At 66.4% G+C, this 13,926-nt stretch carries 12 protein-coding genes and 1 tRNA gene; 7 read left to right on the top strand and 6 right to left on the bottom strand.

The window, feature by feature from the left end; all coding sequences use genetic code 11:
- The first annotated feature begins 242 nt into the window (after positions 1–242).
- Together CPH63_RS17995 and CPH63_RS17990 are read left to right on the top strand one after the other, a co-directional pair.
- Positions 243–938, top strand: a complete 696-nt coding sequence (locus tag CPH63_RS17995) for a response regulator transcription factor (protein ID WP_096304170.1) — start codon at positions 243–245, stop codon at positions 936–938.
- Entirely contained in the window at positions 908–2,023 is a 1,116-nt protein-coding gene (locus tag CPH63_RS17990) for a HAMP domain-containing sensor histidine kinase (RefSeq protein WP_096304169.1), read from the top strand. The genes CPH63_RS17995 and CPH63_RS17990 overlap by 31 nt, the downstream gene beginning before the upstream one ends.
- A 39-nt stretch (positions 2,024–2,062) precedes the next feature.
- On the opposite strand, the gene aceE is transcribed toward CPH63_RS17990, so the two are convergent.
- A complete protein-coding gene (gene aceE / locus CPH63_RS17985) occupies positions 2,063–4,807 on the bottom strand; it encodes a pyruvate dehydrogenase (acetyl-transferring), homodimeric type (protein ID WP_096304168.1) in 2,745 nt (914 codons plus the stop codon).
- 226 nt (positions 4,808–5,033) lie between these two features.
- Between aceE and CPH63_RS17980 the strand changes: the two genes are divergently transcribed.
- Complete coding sequence (locus CPH63_RS17980; RefSeq protein WP_206745714.1) at positions 5,034–5,405, top strand: DUF3052 domain-containing protein; 372 nt, start codon at positions 5,034–5,036, stop codon at positions 5,403–5,405.
- 2 nt (positions 5,406–5,407) lie between these two features.
- Entirely contained in the window at positions 5,408–5,875 is a 468-nt protein-coding gene (locus CPH63_RS17975; protein ID WP_096304167.1) for a peroxiredoxin, read from the top strand.
- Between the two features lies 1 nt (position 5,876).
- Here the strand turns inward: CPH63_RS17975 and CPH63_RS17970 are convergent, their stop codons facing one another.
- Positions 5,877–6,761 carry an SURF1 family protein gene (locus CPH63_RS17970; protein WP_157749635.1) on the bottom strand — a complete coding sequence of 295 codons (885 nt, stop codon included), beginning with the start codon at positions 6,759–6,761 and terminating at the stop codon, positions 5,877–5,879.
- Positions 6,762–6,933: 172 nt separating this feature from the next.
- Here CPH63_RS17970 and CPH63_RS17965 point away from each other — a divergent pair.
- Together CPH63_RS17965 and CPH63_RS17960 are read left to right on the top strand one after the other, a co-directional pair.
- Positions 6,934–7,005: transfer RNA gene (locus CPH63_RS17965), tRNA-Val, on the top strand.
- A 284-nt stretch (positions 7,006–7,289) separates the two neighbouring features.
- Positions 7,290–8,795: a glycosyltransferase family 39 protein gene (locus CPH63_RS17960; RefSeq protein ID WP_206745583.1), complete on the top strand. Its 1,506-nt coding sequence runs from the start codon at positions 7,290–7,292 to the stop codon at positions 8,793–8,795.
- Positions 8,796–8,986: 191 nt separating this feature from the next.
- Here CPH63_RS17960 and CPH63_RS17955 read toward each other — a convergent pair whose 3' ends face one another.
- The 3 genes from CPH63_RS17955 to CPH63_RS17945 are packed head-to-tail and all read right to left on the bottom strand — an operon-like array spanning position 8,987 to position 12,063.
- A complete protein-coding gene (locus tag CPH63_RS17955; protein WP_096304164.1) occupies positions 8,987–10,234 on the bottom strand; it encodes an acyltransferase in 1,248 nt (415 codons plus the stop codon).
- Positions 10,224–11,042 carry a hypothetical protein gene (locus CPH63_RS17950; RefSeq protein WP_096304163.1) on the bottom strand — a complete coding sequence of 273 codons (819 nt, stop codon included), beginning with the start codon at positions 11,040–11,042 and terminating at the stop codon, positions 10,224–10,226. Before CPH63_RS17950 ends, CPH63_RS17955 begins: the two co-directional genes overlap by 11 nt.
- Before the next feature lie 52 nt (positions 11,043–11,094).
- Entirely contained in the window at positions 11,095–12,063 is a 969-nt protein-coding gene (locus CPH63_RS17945; protein WP_096304162.1) for a zinc-binding alcohol dehydrogenase family protein, read from the bottom strand.
- Between the two features lie 100 nt (positions 12,064–12,163).
- Here CPH63_RS17945 and CPH63_RS17940 point away from each other — a divergent pair, with 100 nt between their 5' ends.
- The gene (locus tag CPH63_RS17940; protein ID WP_197704426.1) at positions 12,164–12,634 is read left to right on the top strand and encodes a MarR family winged helix-turn-helix transcriptional regulator; all 471 of its coding nucleotides are present in this window, start codon (positions 12,164–12,166) and stop codon (positions 12,632–12,634) included.
- An 84-nt stretch (positions 12,635–12,718) separates the two neighbouring features.
- Here the strand turns inward: CPH63_RS17940 and CPH63_RS17935 are convergent, their stop codons facing one another.
- Positions 12,719–13,765, bottom strand: coding sequence for a hypothetical protein (locus tag CPH63_RS17935; protein WP_096304161.1), 1,047 nt, complete (start codon positions 13,763–13,765; stop codon positions 12,719–12,721).
- Positions 13,766–13,926 lie beyond the last annotated feature (161 nt).

The following is a 13,926-nucleotide window of genomic DNA, read 5'->3' as shown; positions in this document are numbered from 1 at the left end:
TTCAGCGCAATCAGGCGGTAAGCCCAATGCCTGGAGGCTGCCGGGCGCCGGGCTGGAGAGTGTGGGTGCTGGTCGAGCATGCCGTTCCAATCCGTTCACCGGGCTCGGGCTGCCGGTGCTGTAAAGGACTCTGGCCAGGGCGGGCTATCGGGGCCGTTCGGCGTGTGCTTATCGCCGCCTTATGAAAGTTCGGCGAGACTGAGCCGTCAGCGCGGAGTCATGACTGGGAGCGGGGAAGAGCGATGCGGGTACTGGTGGCTGACGACGAACGACTACTGGCCGACACCGTGGCCGAGGGTCTGCGGCGACTCTCGATGGCCGTCGACGTCTGCTACGACGGGGACGCCGGATTCGAGCGGATCAGCGTGCACCGGTACGACGTCGTCGTCCTCGATCGAGACATGCCCGGGCGCAGCGGCGACGAACTCTGCCGCTGGCTCAGTGACACCCGCAACGACGCTCGAGTACTGCTACTCACCGCCGCCGCCGGCATCCGCGATCGGGTCGACGGTCTCGGCCTCGGAGCCGACGACTACCTGACCAAGCCGTTCGCATTCGCCGAGCTCGCAGCCCGGGTACAGGCGCTGGGACGGCGCTCCCGGGCGGCGACCCAACCGGTTCTGGAGCAGGACGGGCTCGTCCTCGACATCCCACGGCACAGCGCGCTGCGCGACGGTCGGGTGCTGGACCTCACCCCGAAGGAGTTCGCCGTGCTCGAAGTGCTGCTCCGGGCTGAGGGACGTGTCGTGACCGCCGAGGAGCTCTTGGAGCAGGCCTGGGACGAGAATGCCGACCCGTTCACCAACGCGGTGCGGGTCGCGGTGATGACCCTGCGTCGAAAGCTGGGGGATCCGGCGATCGTGCAGACCATTCCCCGCGTCGGCTACCGGTTGGGGGTGACGACCTCGTGCGGTTCACCCCCACTCGGCGCCTGCTGATCGCGCTCCTCGCGTTCGGTATCTTCGGATGCTTCTACTTCAGCTGGCTGGCCCAACTGCTGCGTAATATCTCCGGCGCGGCCGGCGGATCGACGGTGGTGCACTGCAGCGGGATGTGGCGTGATTTCGGGTACCCCGACTGCTACGTCCAGCACCCGGGTCGCTATTGGCAGTTGCTGATCGCCGGTCTGCTCATCGCCACGGCCGCCGTGGTCGGTCTCATCACCTGGGTGCTTCGGCCGATTCGTCTGCTGACCGAGTCGGTGTCGCGAATGGGTATACAGAACCTCAGCGAGCGGAATCGGATGCTGCCCCGCCGCGACGAGGTAGTGCGGCTGGCCACCGCTATCGACGGGTTGATGGACCGGGTGTCGGACGGGTACGAGGGGCAGCGGCGGTTCGCGGCCAACGCCTCACACGAGCTGCGGACACCGTTGGCCGTGCAGCGGGCGCTCATCGAAGTCGGTATGAGCAACGAACCCACGACGGAGCAGTTGGAGCTGCTCCGGCGGCAATTGCTAGATACGAACGAACGCAGCGAGCAGCTCATGGAGGGGCTGCTGGTGCTCGCGGAGACCGATCGTGGATTGGTCGAGACGGGGCCGCAGCGCCTGGACGAGCTAGCCAGGCACGTCGTTGATCGTCATCTCGCGTCGGCTCAGCGGGCCGGCGTCCGGCTGGAGTTGAGGACGGTGCCGAGGATCGTGATGGGGGAGGCCGTGCTGCTGGAGCGGCTCATCGAGAATCTCGTGCAGAACGCGATCAAATACAACGTGCGGGGCGGGTCGGTCCTGGTTGAGGTCGCGGCCGACCCCGCTATCCGGGTCTCGAACACCGGCGGCATCCTGGCGGAGGAGTCAGTGGACGGGCTCTTCGAACCGTTCCGCCGGGCCCGCGGTGATCGGCTGAACCACCGCACCGGCGCTGGGCTGGGGTTGACCATCGTCCGTTCGGTCGCTCAGGCCCACGGGGGAAGCTCGCAGGCTCGGGCCAACCCGACCGGAGGGCTCACGATCGAGGTGCGGCTGCCCCGGCAGCGTTTACCTCACGCTCATGCGAAAGGTCCTGCGGATCGCGCGCTATGACGCACGATCCGCAGGACCTTCGCGGTGCAACAGCGGTTCTTAGGCGTCGCCGCCCACGGTGCCGACCTCGGCCGCGGTGACGTCACGCAGGTTGTACCGGTCGATCGCGTCACGGGGCGCCTCCCGCTTCACCTCGCCGCGACGGGCCAGCTCGCCGAGCACGGAGACCACGATCGACTCCGCGTCGATGTGGAAGAACCGCCGTGCCGCGCCGCGGGTGTCGGCGAAACCGAACCCGTCAGTGCCCAACGAGGTGTACTCGCCGGGAACCCAGCGTGAGATCTGATCCGGCACCGCCCGCATCCAGTCCGAGACCGCAACGAACGGTCCCGGCGCGCCCTGCAGGGCGGTGGTCACGTACGGGACCCGCGGCGAATCCGACGGCTCGAGGAGGTTGGCCTGCTCGCACTCGACGGCGTCGCGCCGCAGCTCGTTCCACGAGGTCACCGACCAGACGTCGACATCGACGCCCCACTCGTCGCCGAGTATCTGCTGCGCCTTCAGCGCCCAGGGGAGCGAGACTCCCGATGCCAGCACCTGGGCTCGCGGGCGCCCGTCGATCGCCAGCGCGGGGGAGTAGCGGTGAATACCCCGCAGAATGCCCTCGACGTCGACGTTCTCGGGCTCCGCCGGTTGGGAGATCGGCTCGTTGTAGATGGTGAGGTAGTAGAAGATGTCCTCGCCGACCCCGTTCGGACCCCCTTCGCCGAACATCCGTCGCATGCCTTCGCGGAAGATGTGGGCGATCTCGAAGGAGAAGGCCGGGTCGTAGGCCACCACTGCCGGGTTGGAGGAGGCCAGCAGCAGCGAATGCCCATCCGCGTGCTGCAGGCCCTCGCCGGTGAGGGTGGTGCGCCCGGCGGTGGCACCGAGGACGAACCCCCGGCCGAGCTGATCGGCCATCTGCCAGAACTGGTCGCCGGTGCGCTGGAACCCGAACATCGAGTAGAAGATGTAGAACGGGATCATCGCCTCGCCGTGGGTTGCGTAGGCGCTGCCGGCGGCGATGAGCGACGCGGCCGAACCGGCCTCGCTGATCCCCTCGTGCAGGATCTGGCCGGTCTTCGACTCCTTGTAGGAGAGCAGCATGTCCCGGTCGACCGCCTCGTACTCCTGCCCGTGCGGCGAGTAGATCTTCGCCGTCGGGAAGATGGCGTCCAGACCGAAGGTGCGGGCCTCATCCGGGATGATCGGCACGAAGCGCTTGCCGATCTCCTTGTCCTTCATGAGGTCCTTGAGCAGCCGAACCAGCGCCATTGTGGTGGCCACCTGCTGCTTGCCCGAACCCGCCCGCAGCTCCTTGTAGGCGGCCTCGCCCGGCAGGGTCAGCGGCTTGGCCCGGACCACGCGCTTGGGTAGCGCACCGCCGAGCGCGGCTCGCCGCTCCTTCATGTACTGGATCTCGTCGCTCTTCTCGCCCGGGTGGTAGTAGGGCGGGAGGTCGGCCGAGAGCGCCTCGTCGGAGATCGGCAGGTAGAGCCGGTCGCGGAAGGCCTTGAGGTCGGCCGCGTTGAGCTTCTTCATCTGGTGCGTGGCGTTGCGCCCTTCGAAGCTCTCCAGCGTCCAGCCCTTGATGGTGTGGGCCAGGATCACCGTCGGCTGCCCGACGTGGGCCCGCGCCGCCTGGAACGCCGCGTACACCTTGCGGTAGTCGTGTCCGCCTCGGGAGAGCTTGCGCAGCGCGTCGTCGCTCATGTCCTCGACGATCTTGCGCAGCCGCGGGTCGCCGCCGAAGAAGTGCTCGCGGATGTGCGCGCCGCTCTCGGTGGTGTACGTCTGGAACTGCCCGTCCGGCGTGGTGTTCATCTGGTTCACCAGCGCCCCGTCGCCGTCCTTGGCCAGCAGTGGATCCCAGTCCCGGCCCCAGATCACCTTGATGACGTTCCACCCGGCGCCGCGGAAGTAGGTCTCCAACTCCTGGATGATCTTGCCGTTGCCGCGTACCGGCCCGTCCAGGCGCTGCAGGTTGCAGTTGATGACGAAGGTGAGGTTGTCCAGCTCCTCCCGAGCGGCCACGCCAATCGCGCCGAGGGACTCCACCTCATCCATCTCGCCGTCACCCAGGAAGGCCCATACGTGGGAGTTGCTGGTGTCCGCGATACCGCGGGCGGTGAGGTAACGGTTGAACCGGGCCTGGTAGATGGCCCCGATCGGGCCGAGGCCCATCGAGACGGTCGGGAACTCCCAGAACTCGGGCATGAGACGGGGGTGCGGGTAGGAGGAGAGGCCGTACGGGGCCCGTGACTTCTCCTGCCGGAAGCCGTCGAGATGCTGTTCGGTGAGGCGCCCTTCGAGGAAGGCGCGCGCGTAGATGCCAGGGGCGGCGTGGCCCTGGAAGTAGATCTGGTCGCCCGTCCCAGAGGCGAGGTCCTTACCGCGGAAGAAGTGATTGAAACCGACCTCGTAGAGCGAGGCGGCCGAGGCGTAGGTGGCGATGTGCCCGCCGACCCCGACGGTCTTGTTCGCGCGGCTCACCATGATGGCCGCGTTCCAGCGAATGTAGGCGCGGATCCGGCGCTCGATGTCCTCGTCGCCGGGGAACCAGGGCTCGCGCTCGGGGGGGATTGTGTTGATGTAGTCGGTGCTGCGCAGGGCGGGGACACCGACCTGTCGTTCACGGGCGCGTTCGAGCAGCTTCAACATGAGGAAGCGTGCACGCTGGCGCCCGTCGGCGTCGATCGCCGCGTCTAGGGATTCGACCCATTCCCGGGTCTCATCGGCGTCAATATCGGGCAATTGGCTGGGTAGGCCGTCTGTGATGATGCTGAATCTGTCACGAGTCACCCCATAAGTGTCCTCCCTCACACGGTGAGCTGCCCAGGCAGGTGTTAGCAAGCGGCGTGTCACGGGATAGGTTCTAAGACACACAGGCGGTCGCCCGCCCGCCACTGAGCACTTGGAGGAATCCTTCGTGACTACGCCCCCCGCCTCTGGGGACGATGCTCTGGCCACGAGCGCGAATCCGCGGTCCACGCCAGATGTAGCTGAGCGGCTAGGTATCTCGCCCGGGATGATCGTGCAGGAACTTGGCTGGGACGACGATGTTGACCCCGAACTACGCGATGCGATCGAAGCGCGCACCGGCGAAGAGATGGTGGACGAGGACTCCGACGAGGTCGTCGATGTCGTCGTTCTCTGGTACCGCTACGACGACGGTGATCTGGTCGACGCGCTCGTAGACGCGATAGCCCCACTGGCCGACAACGGCTTCATCTGGCTCCTGACGCCCAAGCGTGGCCGCGATGGCTATGTGGAGCCCTCCGAAATCGCCGAGGCTGCCCCCACGGCTGGGCTCTCCCAGACGTCGTTGGCCTCGATCGGCCCGGACTGGGCCGGTGCCCGGCTGGCCACCCGCCGATCCCGTCCAGCCGAAAGGCGCTGAGTATGCCGCTAGCCGTGGGCGATCTAGCCCCGGACTTCACCCTCCGCGACCAGAACAACGAAGAGGTCACCCTCTCGCAGTTCCGTGGCGAGAAGGCCGTCCTGATGATCTTCTACCCGTTCGCCTTTACCGGCATCTGCACCAATGAGCTGGGCGTCGTGCGCGATGACATGGCCTCCTTCCAGAACGATGACGTCGAGGTGCTGACGCTCAGCGTCGACTCGTCGTACTCGCACAAGATCTTCGCCGAGCGTGAGGGCTTCGAATTTCAGTTGCTGGCCGATTTCTGGCCGCACGGCGCGGTCGCGCAGGCCTTCGACGTATTCAACACCGAGGCCGGGATGGCTAACCGTGGCACTTTCCTGATCGACAAGGAGGGCATCATCCGGTTCGCCGAGATGAACTCGCCGGGTCAGGGACGCGACGCCAACGCCTGGCGGGAGGCTATTCAGCAGCTCACCGCCGCCTGAGCTACCGCCCGTAGCGGTCGGCCAGCTTCTTCGCCCGCAGCTCCTCCTCGGTCATCGCGGCCGGGACGGCCGCAACCTCGGAATCCAGGGCGCCATCCTGGTGGTCGAACTCCCGGGCATCGAAGTCCTGGTCAGCGCGCTTGATATCGGCCCGCGCCATGGCGATCGGGGCGGCCAGCGCGAGGGCAGCGAAGAGATACCACTGGATGATGTAAGCCAGATGCTGCGGCTCGATCGCCCCACCGGCCGGGTTGGAGAGATCCGGCTCGGCGAGTGGAGTCAGGTTCTCGGTGCCGGGCTGACCGGCGGGGAGCTGGAGCCACCCCTGGTAGACGCCCACTCCCAGGCGCGGCGCCTGCTCACCCGGGTTGATCGACTCGACCTGCCCCTTCGGTAGCTGGTCGGCCTTGTCCTCGCGGGTCTCGGCCATCCGGACGCGTCCGACGATGCTCACCGGCCCGGTGGGGGGTGCGGGCGCGGTGACCTTCTCATTGGCGCCGACTCCGGTGGCCGAGATGAACCCGCGTACCACCAGCGCCGTCCCGCCGTCGGTGCGCAGTGGCGTGAGCACGTAGTAGCCGGTGTCGCCGCCGACGATCCGTTGCCGCACGAGCTGCTGCTGGGTGGCGTCGTAGGTTCCGGTGGCACTGACCCGCCGGTATTCGACCTCGTCGGTGCTCGGTGCGGGGCCGCTGCCGGCGAGGGGCAGGACGTCGGAGATCGGAGCGGTGGCGGCGTGGTCGTTGTGGCGCAGGGCGGCGTTCTCATCCCGCTTGGTCGCCAGCCGGGCGATCTGCCAGGTGCCGAGGAAGACGCAGAGTCCGGCGACGAGCAGCATCAACGCCGATAGCGCGGCGTAGCGAGGCTGTCGCAGGGTCCTGAGCACGGCAATTACGGTACGCAATGCGACTGTGGAGCCGGCACACCCACCACCCGGACGCGGCGATCGTCACGTCCGCGACGGCTGGTCGGCCGCCGTCGTCGATTGTGGGCGACGGCGACTCGCCAGGTACCCTTGCCAACGGCCCCGCCGCTGGTGAGGTGGCGCGGGTTGGATGGGGCGCTTAGCTCAGCGGAAGAGCTCTCGGTTTACACCCGAGCGGTCGGCGGTTCGAACCCGTCAGCGCCCACCCCAGTTCGCAATATCCATGTTTCGCCACCCATCTGGCCGCTTTGAATCTTCGGGCGAGGCCACAGAGACGGCGTAAAAGGCGACTGTGCGGCAAGGGCCGACGCCTCACCCAATGCTGATAGCCTCTCCTTCGTCGATAACGAACAGTGCAACGCCGAGAGGCGGGGGAAGAGAGTTTTGACGAGTCCGCCCGCGAACACGCCGGATCCCGATGGGACGCAGTATCAGCAAGTTAGCGCGTCGCGAGAGGACACGGCGAGAATGCCAGCGACAACCTCAACCGTGCCCGTCGCTTCGTCCGAATCGAGCCGTTCGGCCGACAGCGAAGGTTTGAGCGAGACCGAGAAAGCGCCCGAGTCGAGTGCCGGAACGACTGGGCTAACCGCCCGTTTCCGGAGTACGAGCTGGAAAGCTCTCCTCATTCACTTTCTCGTTTTGCTGGTATTCATGGGCGTCGCCGCGGCACTTGTCGTCACGAGTGTGCATCGCTCTCCGGGGCTCTCGCCCTTCGACGAGACCACCCACATTGACTACGTCTGGCGAATCTCCCACGGCGAGATTCCGGCGAAAGGTGGCGTCCTCGCCCCCGCGCTACGTGGCGAGGCCGCCTGCCATGGCATGGCGATCAAAATTGTCACCTGGCCTCCCTGCAATCTGCGGGTCGTGCCACCAGCTAGCGCCTTCCCAGCCGGCGGGCAGGACTACAACTTCGGCCATCCGCCGCTGTACTACCTGATTACGGGCTACTTGGCTCGACTCGGCGCAGCGATCTATGGCGGTTCGGGACACTTCATCACGATGGCCCGGCTCGTCGGCGTCGGTTGGCTGGGCGGCGCGATGTTCGTTCTCTACCTCGCATTGCGCCGATTCCGGGTGCCTCTGTTGGTCGCGATCGCCGGTGGCCTTCTGCTGGCGACCTCTCCGTCAGTGATCTATGCCTCCAGCACCGTCACTAACGACGCCGCGGCGCCATTGTGCGGTGCGGTCGCGCTCTACTTCATGGCGCAAGCTCTGGTTGATCGCAAGGTGCGACCCATTCCGCTGTTCGTGGCAGCGGCCCTGGTGACCGCTACCAAAGTCATAAACGCGCTGCCGTTCTTGGCGATGGGTGCAATGTTTGCGGTAATGGCTGTGGTCGCTTGGCGGAATGAGCACCGAGACAAGCCGAACGTCGAGGCGGAGCGGAAGCCGAATCTCGAGGCGGAGAGCCGGGGCGCCCAGGCCAGGACTTACCTCATGGGCGTCATTGCCATCGGACTTGGTGTGCTGGTCGTCTACAAGGGCTGGGCGATCTTCCAGTCCGGTCGCGGCCAGGCGGATTGGATCAACCCGATCAAGGGGGTAAGCGGTCGCCCGATCAGCGGCCTTCCCTTCGACGAATGGGGCAGCACACTCTTCAGCGGCTTCCCACCCACCAACGAGTATTTCCTGCCCGTGGTGCTGAACGGCAAGCTGATGGTCCTGTGGATGAGGGCTTTCATCCTCGTAACTGGCGCGGCCACGCTGGGTCTGGTTTTCATCTTCCGTCGCGGCGATTATCGTTGGCAGCTCGGCGCCACCCTAATCGGTGGGCTGCTGGCTTTCCCGATAATCGTGCAGATCCAGGTCTTCCTGGATTCCCGGCTGTACTTCCCAGTAGTTCTCGCCCGCTACGGGCTGAGTTTGGTCCCGTGGTGCGTGGCGGCGGTAGCCATCATTGCCGCTTGGCGTCCTTTTACGCGAACCTTCATCGTGTTCACCCTGGCCGGGCTCGTTCTGAGCCTGGGTACCTACGCTGGCTTCGGCTGACCGGCGTGCGGGGTCGCCGCGTCTACCATTCGACTTCAGCTGTCGCCGCGACCCGGCGGCAGCGTCCCACGGCGCCGCCGATACGGCGGCGTGCCGGCGGCTTGGAGATTGAAGTGTCACCTCGGGGAAAGCAGACCCTCACCTCGGGTTGGTAACTCAGTAGGCCGGTGGTTGGGGCCACCGTCCCCGGCTCAGGGAAAGTCGCTGGCGGCGGCGGGTTGCAGTTCCTCGATCGGGCCGGCGGCTGCGCCCCGCGACGATGTGAAGAATTCCCGCACCTGCCGGTAGACCCCGCGCACGCCGCGGTTGAGCAACGGACGTTCGAACCCGTATGTGATGACGGTCGCGGTGAGGATCGACAGCCCGAACGAGATGCAGAAGTAGGGCATCCGCCAGTGCGCGTCGTCGGTCGGAGTCGGCGTCGAGGCGCGGTAGATGTGGTCGCGCACGACCAGTCCCACGATCTGATGCCAGAGGTACAGGTTGTAGGAGATGACGGAGAGAAACGTCAGCACCGGGTTCGCGATCAGTCGCCGAATCGGGGTGGCCGCGAAGGTGAAGCCCAGGGTGATGCCGGCGAAAGTCGCCGCGAGCCACTGCCGATTCTCAGAGCGCCAGAGCGTTCCGGCGTTCTCGGCGAACCGGTTGTCGTAGAGCCAGTCGAATCCGTAGAGCATGAGGGCGAAGCTGGCCACACCGATGACGGTGAACAGCGTCCGCAGCGCGACGGTCGCCGCCCCTCGGTTGCGCACCCAGACCAGCAGATAGGCGGTGAGCATTCCGAATGCGAAGAGGTCGAAGAATGCGGGGAGTTGGTTGTTCCAGTGGTCCACGTCGAAACCGGTGAGGCTGTGCTGACGAACCCAGGTGCGGTACCCGATCGCCACCGCGAGCATGCCGGCGAAGGTGAGCCACGGCTTCCACCGGAAGGCGCGAGCCAGCAGCGGGAAGACGACGTAGAACTGCACCTCGACGCCGAGTGACCACAGCACGAGGTTGATGCTCGACCGGGTATCCGGGAAGAGGTTGTGCAGGAAGAAGAAGTGCAGCAGCAGGTCCTTAGGCGTGCCGATCCGCGAGCTGATCGGGTAGAGGTCCGGCAGGAAGAGCAGGATCAGGATGATGCACAACCAGTAGGACGGCAGGATTTTGATGGCGCGCCGATAGGTGTAGTGCCGCATGGTGGGTACCGGCGCGCCGTTCACCATCACCTTGGCGTGCGGATAGAAGAGACAGAACGCGCTGAGAAAGAAGAAAAGTTCGACCCCGAGGTTGCCGCAGCTCTGGATGAACTCGAAGGTGTGCGAGCCGCCGGTTCCGGGAATGGGGATGACCCAGAACGACAGCAGGTAGAGGTGGAAGAGAACGACCAGCAGCACAGCGATGCCCCGCAGACCGTCGACCACCTCCACGTGGGCGGCCGCTTTCCTACGCGACATCTGGCTTCTCCGTATCCGGTGGCGACTCCACGGGTGGCGCGGAACCCGTTGCCCCACTTCGCCGCAGCAGCACGACAGCGCCGCCGATGGCCAGGACAAGAAGGATCAGCAGCGGGTAGATCGGTTTGGGCGGACTCGACGGGAGGCGTTCGGCGGCCAGGTTCTGCGCGGCGTGCGATGCTGCGCCTGGCGCGACCGCCGCGGTGCTGAGTTTCTTCGTCGACGCGCCCGCTGGGATGGCCGAGACCTCCGAGAATCGCAGCGAGTCGAAGTCGGCCACGCCCTTGGTGACGCCATAGAAATTTCCCAGGCCGAAGGTGATGCCCAGCTCGGCCTGGTTTCCGGTGCGGATGTAGAGGTCGGCCGAGGACCAGGTATCGGCGCGCACGGGCTCGGTGCCGCCGGTGTCGTTGTCCAGGTTGAGCAACGCTCCGACATGCCCGGCGTCGACGCCGCGGGCCCTGATCATCGCGTGCCAGAGGTAGATCGAGTTCGGTTTCACGGCGACGGTGGCGACGAGGCGTGCGTGATTCGGCTTCGGGCTCGTGATCTCGAGGTAGTGAGTGCCGTCCGCGCCGCTGACCACCTGCGCCGTCGACACCCCCGGGGTGTATTCGACGAACTTCCAGGGCGCGGGTACGGAGCCGACCGGGGTGCTCTCGAACGACTCCTGACCGGAGAAGTAGGGCGTCGCCGGCCCGGCCAGAGCGACCGGTTCAGCGCCGAGCAACGCGAAGCAGAGAGCCGCCGCGAGTATCCGCAGCAGCCAATTCCGACCGCGCGTCGGTCGGCCCCTGAGCGTCGTCACTGGCGGATCGTACCGGTCGGTAACGCGGCAATACAGCCCATCGGTGAGAAGGCTAGGGGATCAGGACCGTTCGCTGGCCGGGGGCGTCAGGTTGCCTCCAGATCTCCTCGACTCGGGCCAGCGGAACGGGGTCTGCCGTGACGGCCAATGCGCCGGAGCTGATCTCCTCGACCAGCGAAGGAAGTTCGGCGAGGTAAACCTTCCTCGAGACCGCACCCTGGCCATTGCCCAGCAGGCGGAAGTTGGCTGAGCGCAACGCGACCGACGGCAACTCGATCGTCGGACCGGCGACCGAGCCGATCTGAACCCAATCCAGGGCCCGGCTGCGATCTGAGCGCGCGGTGAGCAGCGCCATCATCGCGTTCTGGGCCGGCTCGCCCCAGAGGTAGTCGAGGACGATGTCGACCTCGGCGGCCGACTCGCCGAGGGTTCGGGCCGTGGCTTTCGCGTCATCGGTGAGCTGGACGACGGCATCCGCCCCGCGCGCCCCCAGTGACTGGAGCCGGGAGAGGTCACGACCCGCTCCGACGACGCGTCCGGCCCCGAGCCGTTTGGCCACCTGGACGGCCATCGCGCCGGCGTTCCCCGTTGCGCCGAGGATCAGCACACTCTGCCCGCTCTGAATCGGGACCCGGCGCCGCAGCGCGACCCAGGCCGACATCGCGGGATTCATGGCGGCGGCGACCTTGCTGACGTCCACGTCGGCGGGGAGCTCAATGCTGCGGCGCCGATCCGCGACGGCCTTCTCGGCCATCGTTCCGATGACGTCGTCGCCGGCCACGAAGTAGATCAATCGGCCGTCCGCACGCCGGCCAACCCCGTCGATCCCGGGGATCATAGGCAGCGTCTGGGTGCTCGTGTAGTGCGTCCCCGCGGCACCGCTTCGAGTCCGCGGGTGCAACCCGACGGCGAGCACGTCGACCAGGATGTCCTCATCGCCAGCCGGCTGCGGGAGGTCGAACTCCCGGTAGTGCGGCGGCTCGCTGAACGACGTCACGACGGCGGCATTCACCTTCGGCATGGTTCCTCCTTGCGCTACCGATTTCTGCTCCAACCGATTTAGTTGGCGTCACGTACCAATCTAGTTGGTGCCACGTACTAAGGCAAGCTAGGGTGGCGGCGTGGCAGGAAGCGAGCGGGCACTATCCAGCGTCGATGGGCTGGCGCAACTCTCCTTCGCCGTCTACGGCACGCTGGAGCGACGCGCGGCCGAGCGTGAGCTGTCGATGATTCAGACCCGTCTCCTCGGCGTCCTGCGGGACCGCCGACCAACGATGAACGAATTGGCGCGACTGCTGGAGCTCGACAAATCGAGTATCACCGGGCTGGTGGCCCGGGCTGAGCGGCGCGGCCTGGTCGTCCGGGTGCCCTCGGGCCGCGATCGACGCTCGGTTCAGGTCGAGCTCACTGACGAGGGGCGATCACTGGTGGCGGAGGTGTCGGCGCGGTTCGAGGCGGACGTCACCGCGATGCTGGCGCGCCTGCCGTCGGCTGACCGCGGTCTCCTCGCCGATTTGGTGAGTCGGGTGCTGGTCGCCGACGCGGCCCGTCGCGGCATCGACCTCTTCACCGACGCCGACGAACCCGGGTGAGGTCTGGGAGTGCTGGTAGCTCCCGGCGCCTCACCCGGGTTCCTCGGGTGTTTCGGGGGACGATCTTGCCGCCCGCTGCCGCCGTTACGCGGTGCAGGTGGAGGGGCTCGGAGAGTCTCCGTAGGCGTTCGTCATCATGATGCGGTAACAGGTACCGACCGGTGGTGACGAGACGTCGGTGGCGCTGCCCTTGGCGCCGACGCCCGGGACCGGGGCGTACTCGCTGCCAACCTCGAGCCAGGTCGTGCCGGCGTCCAGGCTGCGCTGTAGGTAGTAGCCCGCCTCGTCGTTGGCGTTGTCGGTAAAGCTGACGATGATCGCCGTTCCGGTGTTCTTCACCGTCAGGTCGCTCGCTGCCGAAGGCTTGCCCGGAGTCACGTAGCTCGTGCAGTAGAGGTCGGTGTCCGAGCCGCCGCCGACGTTGATCGCGCGCAAGCAGAGTTGGTGGGTGCCCTTCACCGCGCTCTTGCTGAGGTAGAAACCGAAGCCGTGGGAATCGCCGTAACCGGGATTCGTCTGGTTCAGCCCACTCACCACACCGGCGGCCGGATTCGAGGACTGGACCACGCCGTCCAGGATCACGGCCACATTGATGGGTGCCGTGGTGTCCCAGTCGATGGCCCAACCGGCCAGGTAGAAGTACCCGTTGTAGACGCCGATCGAGGTCAGATGACCCGACGGGCTAGCCGGTGCCGGATGAGTGGTCACGCTCACGTGGGCCGCGGCACTGCTCGCACAACGTCCGTTGGCGATACAGGCGACGGCGCTGACGTAGTAGTCAACCGTCGATCCGGCAGGAACCACATCGGCGAAAGCGGTCGAGTTCGCCGGCAGCGACGAGGTCGTGCTCGCCCCGTTGAGAACTCGGCGGACTGAGTAAGCCGTCTCGGTCGTCGCCTTGTCCTGCCACTGCAGATAGACGTTCGACTGGAGGACGGAGGTGGCGGCCAGGGCGGCCGGTGCAGTCGGTGGGATCGCCACCGGCCCCGGGTCCTGGACGGTGCAGGTCTCGGGCGGGTTGTCGCCGAGACACGGGTTCATGGCCTGAGCCGGTGCAGCGGCGATGAGTGCAGCGCCGAAGAAGGCGGCGGTCACTGCTACGAAGGCTGCCCCGACACGGTTGAGACGCACTTTTCTGTTCCTCTCGTTGGTGGTTGACCTGGGAGAGGAGTTGGTCCATTGGTAGTTGATACGGAGTGTGGCTTTTACCACGTCGGCTGCGACATTCGTAGCGGGCGCGCGGGGGAGGCGTCTCCGGTAACGAAGATTTTCACGATTATTTGACATCAGGG

Source organism: Jatrophihabitans sp. GAS493, from assembly GCF_900230215.1.
Lineage (GTDB): Bacteria > Actinomycetota > Actinomycetes > Mycobacteriales > Jatrophihabitantaceae > MT45.
This window is presented reverse-complemented; position numbering and strand designations above follow the sequence as displayed.